At 57.2% G+C, this 14,095-nt stretch carries 17 protein-coding genes; 13 read left to right on the top strand and 4 right to left on the bottom strand.

Features of this window, described 5'->3' with window-relative positions:
• The first annotated feature begins 364 nt into the window (after positions 1 to 364).
• The 5 genes from OLX77_RS06200 (at position 365) to OLX77_RS06180 (ending at position 2,451) form a co-directional block, all read left to right on the top strand.
• Positions 365 to 625 carry a sulfurtransferase TusA family protein gene (locus tag OLX77_RS06200; protein ID WP_307632728.1) on the top strand — a complete coding sequence of 87 codons (261 nt, stop codon included), beginning with the start codon at positions 365 to 367 and terminating at the stop codon, positions 623 to 625.
• Positions 626 to 695: 70 nt separating this feature from the next.
• The gene (locus tag OLX77_RS06195; protein WP_307632727.1) at positions 696 to 1,010 is read left to right on the top strand and encodes a peroxiredoxin; all 315 of its coding nucleotides are present in this window, start codon (positions 696 to 698) and stop codon (positions 1,008 to 1,010) included.
• Between the two features lie 10 nt (positions 1,011 to 1,020).
• Positions 1,021 to 1,335 (top strand): hypothetical protein, encoded by a 315-nt coding sequence (locus OLX77_RS06190; protein WP_307632726.1) that lies wholly within the window; start codon positions 1,021 to 1,023, stop codon positions 1,333 to 1,335.
• A 37-nt stretch (positions 1,336 to 1,372) separates the two neighbouring features.
• Complete coding sequence (locus OLX77_RS06185) at positions 1,373 to 1,546, top strand: hypothetical protein (protein WP_307632725.1); 174 nt, start codon at positions 1,373 to 1,375, stop codon at positions 1,544 to 1,546.
• A 233-nt stretch (positions 1,547 to 1,779) separates the two neighbouring features.
• A complete protein-coding gene (locus tag OLX77_RS06180; RefSeq protein ID WP_307632724.1) occupies positions 1,780 to 2,451 on the top strand; it encodes a L,D-transpeptidase family protein in 672 nt (223 codons plus the stop codon).
• Positions 2,452 to 2,457: 6 nt separating this feature from the next.
• On the opposite strand, the gene OLX77_RS06175 is transcribed toward OLX77_RS06180, so the two are convergent.
• Entirely contained in the window at positions 2,458 to 3,519 is a 1,062-nt protein-coding gene (locus OLX77_RS06175; RefSeq protein ID WP_307632723.1) for a L,D-transpeptidase, read from the bottom strand.
• A 9-nt stretch (positions 3,520 to 3,528) separates the two neighbouring features.
• Positions 3,529 to 3,861: a hypothetical protein gene (locus tag OLX77_RS06170; RefSeq protein ID WP_307632722.1), complete on the bottom strand. Its 333-nt coding sequence runs from the start codon at positions 3,859 to 3,861 to the stop codon at positions 3,529 to 3,531.
• 233 nt (positions 3,862 to 4,094) lie between these two features.
• Between OLX77_RS06170 and OLX77_RS06165 the strand changes: the two genes are divergently transcribed.
• The 5 genes from OLX77_RS06165 to serS all read left to right on the top strand — a co-directional run bounded on the left by OLX77_RS06165 (position 4,095) and on the right by serS (position 8,352).
• Positions 4,095 to 4,436 carry a histidine triad nucleotide-binding protein gene (locus OLX77_RS06165; RefSeq protein ID WP_307632721.1) on the top strand — a complete coding sequence of 114 codons (342 nt, stop codon included), beginning with the start codon at positions 4,095 to 4,097 and terminating at the stop codon, positions 4,434 to 4,436.
• A 37-nt stretch (positions 4,437 to 4,473) separates the two neighbouring features.
• Positions 4,474 to 5,133: a molybdopterin-guanine dinucleotide biosynthesis protein B gene (gene mobB, locus OLX77_RS06160; protein WP_307632720.1), complete on the top strand. Its 660-nt coding sequence runs from the start codon at positions 4,474 to 4,476 to the stop codon at positions 5,131 to 5,133.
• Positions 5,130 to 5,720 carry a molybdenum cofactor guanylyltransferase gene (mobA, locus tag OLX77_RS06155; protein WP_307632719.1) on the top strand — a complete coding sequence of 197 codons (591 nt, stop codon included), beginning with the start codon at positions 5,130 to 5,132 and terminating at the stop codon, positions 5,718 to 5,720. Before mobB ends, mobA begins: the two co-directional genes overlap by 4 nt.
• A gap of 3 nt (positions 5,721 to 5,723) precedes the next feature.
• Positions 5,724 to 6,926 (top strand): molybdopterin molybdotransferase MoeA, encoded by a 1,203-nt coding sequence (locus OLX77_RS06150; RefSeq protein ID WP_307632718.1) that lies wholly within the window; start codon positions 5,724 to 5,726, stop codon positions 6,924 to 6,926.
• Positions 6,927 to 7,086: 160 nt separating this feature from the next.
• Positions 7,087 to 8,352, top strand: coding sequence for a serine--tRNA ligase (serS, locus tag OLX77_RS06145; RefSeq protein WP_307632717.1), 1,266 nt, complete (start codon positions 7,087 to 7,089; stop codon positions 8,350 to 8,352).
• Between the two features lie 51 nt (positions 8,353 to 8,403).
• Here serS and OLX77_RS06140 read toward each other — a convergent pair whose 3' ends face one another.
• Together OLX77_RS06140 and OLX77_RS06135 are read right to left on the bottom strand one after the other, a co-directional pair.
• A complete protein-coding gene (locus tag OLX77_RS06140) occupies positions 8,404 to 9,816 on the bottom strand; it encodes a GGDEF domain-containing response regulator (RefSeq protein ID WP_307632716.1) in 1,413 nt (470 codons plus the stop codon).
• A 112-nt stretch (positions 9,817 to 9,928) separates the two neighbouring features.
• Positions 9,929 to 10,864 carry a D-alanine--D-alanine ligase family protein gene (locus OLX77_RS06135; protein ID WP_307632715.1) on the bottom strand — a complete coding sequence of 312 codons (936 nt, stop codon included), beginning with the start codon at positions 10,862 to 10,864 and terminating at the stop codon, positions 9,929 to 9,931.
• 183 nt (positions 10,865 to 11,047) lie between these two features.
• Here OLX77_RS06135 and OLX77_RS06130 point away from each other — a divergent pair, with 183 nt between their 5' ends.
• The 3 genes from OLX77_RS06130 (at position 11,048) to xerD (ending at position 13,798) form a co-directional block, all read left to right on the top strand.
• Complete coding sequence (locus OLX77_RS06130) at positions 11,048 to 12,448, top strand: FAD-binding oxidoreductase (protein ID WP_307632714.1); 1,401 nt, start codon at positions 11,048 to 11,050, stop codon at positions 12,446 to 12,448.
• A 129-nt stretch (positions 12,449 to 12,577) separates the two neighbouring features.
• Positions 12,578 to 12,772 (top strand): 30S ribosomal protein S21, encoded by a 195-nt coding sequence (rpsU, locus tag OLX77_RS06125; RefSeq protein WP_307632713.1) that lies wholly within the window; start codon positions 12,578 to 12,580, stop codon positions 12,770 to 12,772.
• 33 nt (positions 12,773 to 12,805) lie between these two features.
• Entirely contained in the window at positions 12,806 to 13,798 is a 993-nt protein-coding gene (gene xerD / locus OLX77_RS06120; RefSeq protein ID WP_307632712.1) for a site-specific tyrosine recombinase XerD, read from the top strand.
• Positions 13,799 to 14,095 lie beyond the last annotated feature (297 nt).

The raw sequence follows: 14,095 nt of genomic DNA, 5'->3' as shown, positions 1-14,095 counted from the left end.
CATGAAAATGTACCGTTACCCCCTTTACCCGCGCCATAAAATTTTGTCAAGTTTGCCATACCATTTTCCCACCATCCACCCCCCGAACTTCCTCCCAATCCGGCAGGCAAAGATCCACTAATCCTCTTGAAAAACGGTCTCTTTTCCTCCCTGGGCGAGCATGAACCGCCATTCATAAATTCCCTTGACATGCCCCATGAATATTGGTAGAGACCCAATGTTACATGAGATCTCTGGTTGTTTTTTGCGTAAAAAATCCTCCCCATTGCGGAGAGGGATTTGAGTTCAGCGCAGCGCACTATCTGCTGCCGCTTATTTTTTAGTTTTCCTAAATTACCCCTATACCCTTTTTAAGGAGGAAACCATGAGCGACGATATCAAAGTAGCCCCGGATGGTATCACCCCGACACGCACCCTGGATGCTAAAGGCCTGAGCTGCCCCATGCCCCTGCTGCGCACCAAGAAAGAAATGGACAAGATCAACGCCGGCGAGATCCTTGAGATCCTCGGCACCGATCCTGGCTCGCGTAACGATCTGCCCGGCTGGTGCACCCGTTCCGGCCATATCTATCTTGGCGAGAAAGAAGATTCCGGGTTCATCCGCTTCTACCTCCAGAAAAAGTAGGCTTTTTTACTCCATACGACGCGGTGCGGGCAAAAGCCTGTACCTCTAATTTTGCATCAGGAGACAGGAAATGGCTAAAAGTTTAGGTATTTTTGTTACCTCTCCCCAAAACATGCGCCATGTTATGGGGATCACCAAGGCCGCCAAGGCCAAGGGCTCCAAAGTAAAGGTTTTCTTCAGCTGGTTCGGTGTGCATCTGACCAAGTGCAAGGAGTTCCCGGAGCTTTGCGAACTGGCGGACGACGTGTCCATCTGCGTGGACAGCTACAAGAACGCAGGCTATGATCCCGCCGATATTCCCAAGGGTCTTGAGGCCAAGAAAATGGCCACCCAGTCCCAGCATGGCGAAATCATCGAAGACTACGAATGCTACCTGACCTTATAAGGAGAGAACCATGTCCAAGAAAGTAGGTTTTCTGTTAGTAAACAAGGAGTACACCCTGGACGGCATCCGCTCCACCCTGGGGTTGGCCGTCGAGAACATGTACTCGTATGCCTATGTTATGAACAACGAGCTTACCGACCTGAGCGACTACCACAAGGAGAACATCGAGTGGGTTCGTGACATGGAAGGCGAGGTGTACACCACCGTGGACGCCAATGTCGAAAAACACGGCATGGTGAAGATCTCCCTCGAAGAGATCGGCAAGCAGCTGCGCGACCTTGAGATCATTATCCCCTACGGCATCCTGCGTTCCGACAAGAGCTAAGTTAATTATTGACCAATCAACAAGAAGGAGTGTTCCGATGAAACTCTTGAATGTATACCGTTCTGAGCCCAATGACGACACCAAGAAATTGGTGGAGATCGTCTCCGAGGGTCGTGACTGCGAGTCTTTTGACCTCAATGTTGAGAGCCCGGACTACAGTGCATTGCTTGATAAGGTTTTCTCTGTAGACCAGACCATCTGCTGGTGGTAAGCAAGACTTTTTCAGCCGATCGCGACTGAAGCAAATCCCTGGCCATTATTGGCCGGGGATTTTTTTTTGCAGCGAACACCACGTTTTTCTGTGCAATTTCGCTTTCGATATCGTATGATTTTACTGACTCGTTGCAGAGAAACGCCCTAAGCTCCTTGCCTCACCTCAAATTTTCGACCCTATGGCGGCCCACAGACAGCGCTGCAACTGAACCTAATGATGGATATCGCATTATGATCAGAATCTCGCGACACTCCGTTATGGAGTCCTCAGCCCCACCGGCCTTTCTCTTCGCACTACTCCTCCTGCTTTTCACCTTCCTGCTCAACGGTTGCGCGACAAACCCTCCCTCCCAAACAGCCCAGCTCCCGTCGACGGAGACCAAAGACGACCATCAGGATGATGAGGATCGCGACCCTGGCCTGCCAGTCACTGCACCCCTCAAGGATCCCAAAATAGTGATCAAAAAGGCAAAAAAAAAGCTCCTCCTCTATTCCGAGGAAAAGCTGTTGCGCGCCTATCCGGTCATCCTTGGGTTCAACCCGGTTGGCGACAAGATCCGCCAGGGAGACAAACGCACCCCCGAAGGAAGCTATTATATCTGCATGAAAAACCCCCGCAGCAAATACTATCTGTCGCTGGGCTTAAGCTATCCGAGTATTCAAGACGCCGAGCGGGGGCTTGAACAAAAGCTCATCAGTCAAGGAGACTACAACCGGATCATTGAAAGGATCTCCCGCAAATCCATCCCCCCCTGGGACACCCCCCTGGGCGGCGAGATCTTCATCCATGGCGAAGCCGAAAAATGGAGCTGGACATACGGCTGCGTTGCCCTGTGCAACAAGGACATTGAGGAATTATTCAAGGTCATCGCCCTGGGCACCGAGGTTGTCATCCAGCAATAAGCCGTTTCACTCCCCCGTAACCACGGGAGGAGTTTCATGCACCCAGACCCAAGTTCCCGGATCGCTCCGGGTCGCCTCCTGCCAATTCCCCTTGCCGGCTTTCGGACTCGTCCACTCAAAGAGCCAGAGAGCATCCTTCGGCGCCAGATTCACGCAACCGTGGGAATTGGGCAGTCCGAAAAAATCATGCCAGTACGAGGTGTGCAATCCGTAGGATTGATAAAAATACATATGCCACGGCACATCTTCCACAAAATAGCGATCCGAATCATCTTCCCCGCCGCTCATCTTGCCGATTCTGACCTTGGCCCAGATGCGAAACAACCCCTTGATCGTTGGAAACCGTTCATCCCCGGAAGAGATCAGGGTGGCAAAAATCAAGCGATCCCCCTCATAGGCGGATAAGGTCTGCTCGGTAAGATTCACCTCGATCCACCGCTCCGACTCTCCAACCTCCTCCGGGCGGAGCCTCGGGATCACCATGGCGAGACGGCGATACGGCACCCAGACTCCGGTGCCGATCCTGCACCACTTGCGCTGCTCGACTTCCCGGATCTCGTGGACAATGACCAAGGACCGCGCCGGCAACACGGCCGGGTCCTCCTCTTCTAGGGGAAGTACTCCAGGGGCAGGGGAAACGCGGGTATGAAAAATCATCCAGGCAAATTGCTTGTCAAAATCCCGGGGCACCATGACCCCTTGAAAACCCGAGGGTTTGGCCAGCTTGAGTTTGTCCGCTCTAATGTATTCCCTTTCATTGACCCTGTACCACTCCTGCCCGTTCACCATGACCGGCTGAGGATCGCTGAGGCTGACCCACATAAAACCCTTTCTCGTTACCCGAACAGGGGGAACCCCGGCAGCCTCATCCTGCGCCTGAGCATAGACGGAGACCGCATCCTCCCTGATCTGGGCATAGGTCAGGGGCAAAACATCGGTGGTCATATCCGGAAACGGACAGACAAACTGTTTTTCCGTGAGATCATCTCCGGCTCCGGCCAGGCAGAGCTCGACCCGGAAAGCGAAAACCAGCCCCAGGCAGAGCCAGAGAAAAACACCTCTGCGCATGCTCAGCCCCTAAGCCTTGATATGTTCATCCGCAAGCATCCGATCGAGAAACCCGAGGAGAAACTGGCGCTGGGCCGGAGTGGAATAACTGATACACGAACAATGCAGGTTGGACTGACTGCGAACCAGAAATTCTGCGATCAACCGGCTCCGCCCCAACTCGATCCCGAAAAAAAACGGCCCGCATTGCTCGTGCCCCTGTTGGGCTTCCCCCAGCAGATCCTCCGGGACCGGCAGCCAAAACATGCCCTCCATGGGGCCTGCCTTCAAGCTCCGTTTCAGATATGAATCCAAATTATCCTGCTCTTCTTGACTCAACTCATCAACAACAAACTGACGCATCGCTTATCCTCTGAGGGTGTTCCAGTAAATCCGTATATCCAGACTCAATTTTCCATATGACCGTGCCAACCATACAGCACGATGTAACAATACCAGAATAGGCGCAAACTGTCATCAACGCGACGGCGCTCCCCATACCACGCCCAGCCGCTTTACATTTGACAGAATCCGGCCCGGACAGTATCCTGCTTCAAGCCATTACCATACGGGACAAGAAGATCAAGGAGAAGCGGATGAGCAGCCCCTGTCTTTTTTGCAGGATCATCAACGGTGAAATACCTGCAAAAAAATTGTACGAAGATGACGAGGTCTTCGCCTTCTGGGATATCTCCCCCCAGGCACCCACCCACTTTCTGGTCATCCCGAAAAAACACCTCAGCGGTCCGGGCGCAATTGCCGGCGAAGACGAGGCGCTCATCGGCAAGCTTATCCGCATCGGCGCCCAACTCGCCAAGGAAAACGGGGCGGAGCAATGCCGCCTGGTTATGAATAACGGTGCCGAGGCAGGCCAGACCGTCTTCCATCTACACCTCCACGTTCTCGGTGGCCGGACCTTGTCCTGGCCGCCCGGCTGACCGGAACTCTTCCTCTTTCATCAAAACAGCTCAAACCATGCCTCCTGTTATCGCACTCATCGGCAAACCCGACTCCGGCAAGACCACGCTTCTGGAAAAGCTCCTTCCGGAACTGCACCGCCGCGGCTACCACATCGGCACCATCAAGCACCATGTCCACGCCTTTGAAATGGACAAGCCCGGCAAGGACACCTGGCGCCACAAGCAGGCCGGAGCCAGCACCGTGGCCCTTTCTTCTCCCACCGGCCTGGGCATTATCCGCGATGTGGACAAGGATCTGAGCATCGACGAATTGGTGGGCCGCTATTACGGCGATACCGACCTGGTGATCACCGAAGGCTACAAGCGGCTGGGACTCCCCAAAATCGAGGTTTTTCGCTCCGCCTTGCATGCTGAGCCCTTGCCGAACCGGGACGACACCTGGGTTGCCATGGTCAGCGATACCACCCCCCCCGGCGACCTCCCCTGCTTCGGACTGGACGATGTCGTCGACCTGGCTGATTTTTTGGAGACCCGGTTCATCAAGTCCTTTCCCAGGCAAAAAACCAGCCTGCTGGTCAACGGCCAACCGGTCTACCTCAATTCCTTCGTGGAAAGCTTTCTCCGTCAGGCCATCACCGGCATGACCTGTTCCCTCAAGGGGTGCGAGGATCCCCAGGAGATTATCATCACCATCCGTCAGGCCCCGTCGGAATGATAGCCCAGGTTGCCGGGGTGGTTCTGGCGGGGGGGAAAAGTTCGCGCTTCGGGAGCAACAAGGCCCTGGCCCTCCATCAGGGCACCGCCTTGATCCAGACCATCACCCGCAGACTTGCCGGGCTTTTCCCGGAGATCCTGCTCATTACCAATAGTCCCGAGGCCTACGATTTTCTCGGTTGGCCCATGGCGGCAGATCGATACCGCGGCTGCGGACCCTTGGCCGGAATCCATGCCGCCCTGCAAACCATCTCCCAGCCCCGCGCCTTTGTCTGCGGCTGCGACATGCCCCTGCTCAACCCGGAGCTGATCCGTTTCCTCTGCGAACTGCCCGGCGAGCATGAGGTGGTGCTGCCCTGGCTGCCCGAAGGGCCGGAACCATTGTACGCGGTCTACAGCAAAAAGATTCTGCCGATTATTGAGGATCATCTTGCCAAAAACCAATACAAGATCGGGATGTTGTATGAAAAGCTGCGGATCCGTAAGGTCACGGCCGAAGAGATTTTGCAGATCATTCCGGACCTGACCACCTTTCAGAACATCAACCACCAGCATGACCTTGCCCGTCTTGCCGGCATGGGACACTGAGCCGTGCCGATCCTCTCGCTTAAAGATGCCCAACAACTGATTGTCAGCCAGTGCTCCGCCCTGAGCACAGAAACCGTCTCCCTGCCCGAGGCCTGTGACCGCATCGCCGGACAAGCCATCAAGGCCATCCATGCGGTGCCCGCCTTTGCCCGCTCCGCCATGGACGGCTATGCCGTCAACAGCCGCGACCTGACCGGGGGAGCAGAGCCGGTCTCTCTCAAGATAACCGGCGAGATTGCCGCGGGGACCACCGATCTGCCGAGACTTACCCGAAAAAGCGCCATCGCGATCATGACCGGCGGCGCCCTGCCGCCCGGGGCAAATCAGGTGGTCCCCTTTGAACGCTGCGAAAGAAAAGGATCCCTGGTGCTGGTGCACAGCCCGCCCCGACCCGGCGCCTTCATCCGCGCCAGAGGCACGGACCTCGCCGCCAAGCAAACCATTGTCCGGGCTGGAGCGAAGATCGAACCCCAACATCTGCCGCTCCTTGCCGAAAGCGGTCTGGCCCAGGTCTCCGTTGTTGCCAGGCCGGAACTGGCCATCATCTGCACGGGCAGCGAATTGCTCGATACGCTGGACACCCCGGAGACCGGCCAGATCATCGGCGGCAACCGTTTCCTGCTCGCTGCCCTTCTCCGGGCTGGCGGGGCTACTTCCCGCGATTTTGGTCTGGTGGCCGATGACTGCGACAGGATTGTCGCCCTGCTGCGAGAGGCCCTGGACGGTCCATCCCAGGGGGTGATTACCACCGGGGGCATGGGGCCCGGCAACTACGATCTCTTGCCCCAGGCCTTTGCCACACTCGGGATTCGTCCTCTCTACACCGCCTTGGCGGTTCGTCCCGGCCGCTCAACCATGTTCGGTCTCTACCGAGGCAAGCCGATCTTCGCCCTGCCAGGCCCGCCGCCTGCTGTTTTCCTGCTCTTCCACGAGCTTGTCCTCCCGGCCCTGCGCACGATGCAGAGACAACACCGCCCCTTGCCCCCACTTGTGCGCGCCACCCTCGCCACCCCAATCCTGCTGAAAAAAACCGGGATCCTCAACCTGAAAGGCGCGGTTGCCTCTTTAAGCGGCAAGCATCTCTCTGTCCGCCCCTGCCGCAAAAATGAAGCGGCCAACGCCATCATCCATCTGCCGCCAAACCGGAAGCATCTGCTGAGCGGGGAGGATGTCTCCCTGCGGTTCTGCAACCCCGCATTCCTCTAACGCTGTCCAGACCGCCGCCCTCTTGATTTCTGCCCTGCGCCATGATACAACCCCCTCTGAGAGATCCTTCTGAGACAAGACGCCCGTCTTCGTTCTCAAGGGAGTAAAAAAATTCAACCGTCCAAAACAGCAACCGTTCAGCAGACTGAAGGGGATATCCATGCTTGAGTTACGATTCATCAGAGAAAACCTGGATCTCGTCAAAGAAAAACTCGCCTTCCGGGGGGTCACCGATTCCCGCATTGACGATTTTGCCGCCATCGACCTGAACCGCCGCACCCTGCTCGCCGAGGTGGAATCACTCCGCAATAAACGCAAGATTGCTTCCCAGGAAATCGGCCAACTGAAAAAGGCGGGGGTTGACGCCGAAGGACCCATGGCCGAAATGCGCCAAGTGGGAGAGCGAATCACGAAAATCGAGGGCGAGCTTGTCGGATTGGAGGAGGATCTCCAGTCCATCGTCCTGACCCTGCCAAACCTCTGCGACGATTCCGTGCCGCGCGGCAGCGACGAGAAGGACAATCTGGAACTCAAGCGCTGGGGCACAGTGCCGCAATTCGACTTTGCCGCCAAACCCCACCATGAGCTGGGGGAAACGGCCGGAGTCATGGATTTTGAACGGGCGGCCAAGCTTTCCGGCGCCCGCTTTGCCGTGCTCAAGGGGTTTGCCTCCCGGTTGGAGCGGGCGCTGATCAATTTCATGCTCGATCTCCACACCCAGAGGCACGGCTACACCGAGATCCTCCCCCCGTTTCTGGTCAATTCCCAGACCATGACCGCCACCGGCCAGCTGCCGAAATTCGCGGCGGATCTCTTTGGCATCAAGGACTGGGATCTTTGGCTGATTCCCACCGCCGAGGTGCCGGTGACCAATCTGCACCGGGACGAAACCCTGGCCGAGCACGAACTCCCCATTAAATACACGGCGTACACCCCCTGTTTCCGATCCGAGGCCGGCTCCTATGGCCGGGATACCAAGGGGCTTATCCGCCAACACCAATTCGACAAGGTGGAGCTGGTGAAATTTACCACCCCGGAAACCTCCAGTGCTGAGCTGGAAAGCCTGCTCGCCGATGCGGAAGAGGTTCTGCAGCTGCTGGAGTTGCCCTATCGGGTGGTCCAGCTCTGCAGCGGGGATCTTGGCTTTTCCGCCAACAAGACCTACGACATCGAGGTATGGATGCCCGCTCAGGACACCTACCGGGAGATCTCCTCATGCAGTAATTTCGGGGAGTTTCAGGCGAGGCGGGGAGGAATCCGTTACCGGCCGAAGGGCCAGAACAAAAGCGCACTGGTCCATACCTTAAACGGCAGCGGCCTCGCGGTGGGACGGACCTTGGCCGCGATCTTTGAAAACTACCAGCAGGCGGATGGCACCATCGCCCTGCCCAAGGTGCTTGCCCCCTATTTTGAAAAAAGATTTTGATGCAAAGAAAGGACGGGCCGGCATAACCGACCCCGCTTTGAGGGGAAGTGCTTACTTCAAAACATACCGATTCTTACCGCCCTGCTTGGCCTCGTACATATTCTGATCGGCCCGCTCCAGCAGGTTTTGCCCGCTTTCCCCCATGCGGTACTGGGTTACGCCGATGCTTATGGTTTTGTGCACCGTTTCCTGGGGGGTTGGCTGAAAAATCTCCCCGGCAAAACGGGCCCTGATCCGCTCCGCAACCACAGTCGCCTGTTCACCGCTGGTCTCCGGCAGGATGATGGTGAACTCCTCCCCGCCGTAGCGACAGGGCACATCATTGACCCGAAGCGATTCCGTAACCACCTGGCCCAGCCGGGCGAGAACCCGGTCACCATCCGCATGCCCGTAAGTGTCATTGTGGTGCTTGAAATTATCGATATCCATCAATAAAAGCGAGAGCGGATGACCATGCCGGTTGGCCCGCTCCACCTCGAGCTGCAGTTGCGTGTTAAAGTAGCGCTTGTTAAAAAGCTTGGTCAACTCATCAACCAAGCTGAGTTCCTTGTAGCAATGTTCGCTTTCGGCCAGGGCCTTTTCCGCTTTCACCCGTTCGGTGACATCGGTAATATGCTCGACAACCCCGAGCAGATCCCCGGACGGCCCCTTGAAAGGCGTGGAAATGATACTGTAATAGAAGGTTCTCCCGTCCGGCCCGACCTTTTCTATCTCACTCTCAATGCGTTTCTCCCCCTTCCTGATCCGCGCCAGAGGACAAGCCTCGGTATTGCAGAGGCAGGAGTGAAAAATTTCGTAACACTTCTGATCATGCACCTTCTCCCGAGTCATTCCGGCCATCTGCAGAAATGACTCGTTGCAACGCAGGAGATTGCTGTGCGTGTCCACCAGGAGAATGCCCCCGGCAACGGTCTTGAATATCTGGTTGATCTCGATATAGGCCTGCTCCGCTTCCATGGCCATGGCATTGGCCCGGCCCAGCGCCTCTTCCAGCTGGAGGTTGTTCTCTTCCAGCTCTTCCTGAATTTTGGCCAGGGCCAGATCGTCCTCTTCCCGTTGCCGATAATCCTCCACCTGTTGCGCGGCGGCGGAGAGCCAGATATTCAGCACCTTCCTTTCCACGGGTTTGGCCATGAAATAATTGACCCCGGCGGCAATGGCCGTGGCAATATCCTCGGGGCTGTCTTTGCCGGAGATCATCAGGATGGTGAGGTATTTTCCCCGTTCGGAGGCACGGAAGGTCTTGGAGAGTTCCAGGCCGTCCATGTCCGGCAGCATCCAATCCATCAGGACAAGATGCGGAAAACTCGCGGTAAAGGATGCCTGGGCCGAGGCGCCGGTGGCGCAGACAACCGTGCTGTAGCCCTGGCTTTCCACAATCCTTTGCAAAAGATCGCAGACAGCATGGTCATCCTCGACAATCAGGGCGGTACGCCCTGCTTTTCCCGGCACAGACTCTGTCAAGACAGCTACTCCGTTCTGGATGTTCCGGCTGCATGCCGCCGGGGTCTTATCCTGCTTCTTTCCAAAGTATAGCAAACCTGTCCGCTTTGTTTCAAAAAATCTAGCGCTTGGCTTATCTCTCCGCCAAGGCCAGTTCGATCAACCGGTCGAGCAAGGCCGGAAAGGGCAAGCCATGGGCGGCCGCCGCCTGAGGCAACAGGCTGGTCGGGGTCATGCCGGGGATGGTGTTGGTCTCAAGGACATAGATGGAATCACCGGCAACAATCATGTCTGTCCGGCTGTATCCCTTAAGCTGCAAGGCCCGATGCGCGGTGAGCGCAATCGCCTGCGCCTTGGCGGTTACCTCCGGCGCCAACTCCGCCGGGCATACCTCCCGGGAGGCTCCCGGCTGGTATTTGGCCTGATAATCAAAAAATGCGTACCCCTCGCCGGGAATAATCTCGACAATGGGCAGGGCGGTGAGTTCCTTGTTGCCAAGCACCCCGCCGGTGATCTCCCTGCCCCGCACATACTCTTCAACCATGACCTCGCTGTCATAGGTGAACGCCTTGATCAGCCCCTCGCTCAGCTCCGCCTCGCTTTTGGCCAGGCTCATCCCCAGACTGGAGCCTTGGCGGATGGGCTTGATGACCAGCGGCAGGGAAAGGCACGCCAGCAGACGGCGGGGATTTGTTTGATCTTCCGGCTGCGCCATCTCCCAGTCCGCCACGGTAAGCCCGGCCTGCTTGTAGAGGATCTTGGCCAGATTCTTGTCCATGGCCAGGGCGGAGCCCAAGACCCCGGCGCCCTGATAGGGAACCCCCAGCAGATCGAGGAAACCCTGCATGGTGCCGTCCTCCCCCAGGGGGCCATGCAGCAGGATAAAGGCCATCTCGATCGTTCCGGCATCCGCAGCCAGCCGGGCCAGATCCGTGGCCGGATCATAGCGGCGGACCTCATATTTTTCCCGGCTGAGCGCCTTTTCCACCTCTTTGGCCCCGGCCAGCGAAACCTCGCGCTCGCCGGATTTGCCCCCGGCGATAAGGGCCAAACGAATCTTCTTTTCCATAGCTTTTTTCCAAATAGTTGCGTACTGATTTGTAAGGAATCCTGCGCCCACATGGAGCAACGCTGAAACAACAACACCGCTGGCCGTTCGGCAAAAATGACGATGCCAACCGAACACGTATTCTTATAATAACTTCCCTGTGTATTTTGTAGGGATTTCTACAGCCCATCGGAAAAACACGCCATGAACCAGAACACCATCGACAGACTGGGGGAAATTGTCGGCAAGGATCAGGTGAGCACCGTAGCGGAAGAGCTGGCCTGCTATTCCTATGACGGCACCGGCCGGGAATATCCCCCGGGAGCCGTGGTCTTTCCCTCCTCCACCGCGGAAATCTGCCGCATCATGGAACTCGCCTCCGCCACCCCGTTTCCCGTGGTGCCCCGGGGGGCTGGCACCGGCATGAGCGGCGGCGCCTTGCCGGTAAACGGGGGGGTGGTCATGGTCATGAGCCGCCTGAACCGAATCCTGGAGATCGACCGGGCCAATCAGATCGCCGTGGTCGAACCGGGCGTCATCACCGGAGATCTGCGCAAAGAGGCGGCCCAGCACGGCCTCTTTTATCCGCCGGACCCGGCCAGCCTGCAGTTCTGCACCATGGGCGGCAATGTCGCCGAGTGCGCCGGCGGCCCGAGCGCCGTGAAATATGGGGTGACCCGCGACTATGTCCTCGGCCTGGAAGCGGTGCTGCCCGATGGCAGCATCATCCACACCGGAGTCCGCACCGCCAAGGGGGTGGTGGGCTACGACCTTACCCGCTTACTGGTGGGCTCGGAAGGCACCCTGGCCATCATCACCAAGATCACGGTCAAGCTCCTCCCCGCCCCAGAGACCCGCACCACATTGCTGGTCCTCTGTCGCAGCATGGGTGAAGCGACCAGTCTGGTGGCAGCCATTCTCGCCCACCATACCCCCTGCACCCTGGAATATATGGACCGGACCGCCCTGGCCATTGTTCGGGAGCAACTGCCCTTCCCCTGCCCCGAGGAGGCCGAAGCGCTTCTCCTGATAGAGCTTGACGGCCGGGCAGATACCGTGCCCCTCGCCACCCGCCAGCTGAGCGAGTTTTTACAAAGCCAACCGGGGATCATCCAGAGCCGCACCGCCGAAAGCGCCGCCGAGGCCCGGCAGCTCTGGGCAGCACGGCGCGCCATCTCTCCAGCAGCCTTCAGCCTCAAACCCCATAAGATGAGCGAAGATGTGGTGGTTCCCCGCTCCCGATTGCCGGAATTGGTCTCCTGCACAGAGGCATTGAGCCGCGAGCTCGGGGTCGTCATCTTCACCTTCGGCCACGCCGGAGACGGCAATATCCATGTCAATATCATGCTTGACCGGAATGTTCCGCAGGAGGTGCGGCAGGCCAATACCGCCAAGCAGCTGCTTTTTGAGGAGGTGCTGCGCTTGGGCGGCACCCTGTCCGGCGAACATGGCATTGGCCTTACCAAGGCCCCGTATTTGTCCATGGAGCTTGACCAGCCGACCCTGACCCTCATGCGCCAGATCAAAAAACTGTTTGATCCCCAGGACATTCTCAATCCCGGCAAGATCTTTCCTCTCCAGGAGGCAGGAGAAAAAAATATTTGACAATCAGCGCAATGATCGGCTATATAAACGGTTTCTTTTTAAAAATCTGCGCCTTTTCAGCTTCTTCTGGAACAGGCGTTGGCCAAAGGTTCTGAAACGTTAAGTTGCAACCCGCATACTGGAGAGATCATGATTGAAATAGAGGTAAGAGGGGATATCGAACAGGCGATTCGGCTGCTCAAGAAGAAAATGCAGCTTGATGGGATGAAAAAAGAGCTCAAACGCCGCGAGTACTACGAAAAACCCAGCGACAAGCGTCGCCGCAAACAAGCCGAGTCCAAACGGAAAATCCGCAAGCTCATGATGCGCACCGAGCGCGATTAATTTGCCGCTCTTCCTTGTTGGCTCATTGAATAGATGAACAGCAAACGAGGAAAACCTGCTGATAATCACCCACGCTCCGACCGGGTACGGCCTCAATCGCCGTCTTCTTCCTCTCCATCCGGCGGAGCGTCTTTTTTTTCCGAGCCTTTTCTCGACCAATTCCTCCAGTATCTTACCCTGGAACGCCGTCTGGCGACCAACACCATTCTGGCCTACCAGGCTGACCTTGTCTCTTTTCTTGATTTTCTTCGTCCGAAACGCCTCAGCCAGCTGAACGAAATTGAAGCCGACCATCTCCGCGCTTATTTGGCCCATTGCCACGACCTCGGCATCTCGAACCGCAGCAATGCCCGCCGGATCTCCTCGTTGCGCGCTTTTTTCAAGTTTCTCCTGGCGGAAAAATGCATCGACACCGATCCCAGCGGTATCCTGGATCTGCCCAAACCGGGCCGGCCGCTGCCAAAGGTGCTCACCATCCCCGAGGTGAATCTGCTCCTTGCCCCCCCAGCCGATGAGAATTCCCTGGCCCTGCGCAATAACGCCATGCTGCACCTGCTGTATGCCACCGGCATGCGGGTCTCGGAGCTGGTCAACCTGCCCCTGGCCGGGGTCAATCTCATGGGCGGCTATGTCCGGGTTTTCGGCAAAGGTTCCAAGGAACGCCTCATCCCCTTTGGCGAGGCTGCCCGTGAATACCTTAAGCTCTACACCACGGACGCCCGGCCCCGCATCCTCAAAAAAAAGGCCAGCGATCTCCTTTTTGTCACCGGTCACGGCAAGTCCATGACCCGGTTGCGTTTCTGGCAGATCGTCCAGCAGAGCGCACGGTTGGCCGGAATCAGCAAGAAAATCAGCCCCCACATGCTCCGCCACTCCTTTGCCACCCACCTGCTGGAACATGGCGCCGATCTCCGCTCCGTCCAGATGATGCTCGGTCATGCCGACATCGCCACCACCCAGATTTACACCCATGTGGACAGCAACCGCCTCAAGAACGCCCACCAGAAATTCCACCCCCGGGGCTGAGCCGTCGTGCAAAATGTATCACCCTAAAACGCGGCCGTAATCGCCATAAAGAACCGTAGACCGCTAAGGCTGCTGTTAACGCGACGAAATGGTCTCTTGAATCATAATTTCGTAACGGCTCCTAAATCTCATTGCTCGCGGGGGATGATGGTCTATAATCATTCCAAGAGCTTGTCCTTGCGGCGCACCATCTCCCCGGGTCTTTTGCAACACGAAGCCGAAGAAATCATTTTTCGTGTTGCACTTCCCTCCCGCCTTCCGGACAGAGCCCCCTCCTAAGGACAGAGGCCGCACACA

Origin of the sequence: Thiovibrio frasassiensis (assembly GCF_029607905.1) — a bacterium.
Lineage (GTDB): Bacteria > Desulfobacterota > Desulfobulbia > Desulfobulbales > Desulfurivibrionaceae > Thiovibrio > Thiovibrio frasassiensis.
This window is presented reverse-complemented; position numbering and strand designations above follow the sequence as displayed.

What these genes read in the sequence shown, in the direction of transcription:
- mobB (WP_307632720.1), top strand. Translation starts at nt 4,474, where the DNA reads ATGCCTCCTGTTATCGCACTCATCGGCAAACCCGACTCCGGCAAGACC.
- OLX77_RS06170 (WP_307632722.1), bottom strand. Translation starts at nt 3,861, where the DNA reads ATGCGTCAGTTTGTTGTTGATGAGTTGAGTCAAGAAGAGCAGGATAAT.
- OLX77_RS06195 (WP_307632727.1), top strand. Translation starts at nt 696, where the DNA reads ATGGCTAAAAGTTTAGGTATTTTTGTTACCTCTCCCCAAAACATGCGC.
- OLX77_RS06130 (WP_307632714.1), top strand. Translation starts at nt 11,048, where the DNA reads ATGAACCAGAACACCATCGACAGACTGGGGGAAATTGTCGGCAAGGAT.
- OLX77_RS06190 (WP_307632726.1), top strand. Translation starts at nt 1,021, where the DNA reads ATGTCCAAGAAAGTAGGTTTTCTGTTAGTAAACAAGGAGTACACCCTG.
- OLX77_RS06180 (WP_307632724.1), top strand. Translation starts at nt 1,780, where the DNA reads ATGATCAGAATCTCGCGACACTCCGTTATGGAGTCCTCAGCCCCACCG.
- OLX77_RS06175 (WP_307632723.1), bottom strand. Translation starts at nt 3,519, where the DNA reads ATGCGCAGAGGTGTTTTTCTCTGGCTCTGCCTGGGGCTGGTTTTCGCT.
- xerD (WP_307632712.1), top strand. Translation starts at nt 12,806, where the DNA reads ATGAACAGCAAACGAGGAAAACCTGCTGATAATCACCCACGCTCCGAC.
- rpsU (WP_307632713.1), top strand. Translation starts at nt 12,578, where the DNA reads ATGATTGAAATAGAGGTAAGAGGGGATATCGAACAGGCGATTCGGCTG.
- OLX77_RS06185 (WP_307632725.1), top strand. Translation starts at nt 1,373, where the DNA reads ATGAAACTCTTGAATGTATACCGTTCTGAGCCCAATGACGACACCAAG.
- OLX77_RS06165 (WP_307632721.1), top strand. Translation starts at nt 4,095, where the DNA reads ATGAGCAGCCCCTGTCTTTTTTGCAGGATCATCAACGGTGAAATACCT.
- mobA (WP_307632719.1), top strand. Translation starts at nt 5,130, where the DNA reads ATGATAGCCCAGGTTGCCGGGGTGGTTCTGGCGGGGGGGAAAAGTTCG.
- OLX77_RS06135 (WP_307632715.1), bottom strand. Translation starts at nt 10,864, where the DNA reads ATGGAAAAGAAGATTCGTTTGGCCCTTATCGCCGGGGGCAAATCCGGC.
- serS (WP_307632717.1), top strand. Translation starts at nt 7,087, where the DNA reads ATGCTTGAGTTACGATTCATCAGAGAAAACCTGGATCTCGTCAAAGAA.
- OLX77_RS06200 (WP_307632728.1), top strand. Translation starts at nt 365, where the DNA reads ATGAGCGACGATATCAAAGTAGCCCCGGATGGTATCACCCCGACACGC.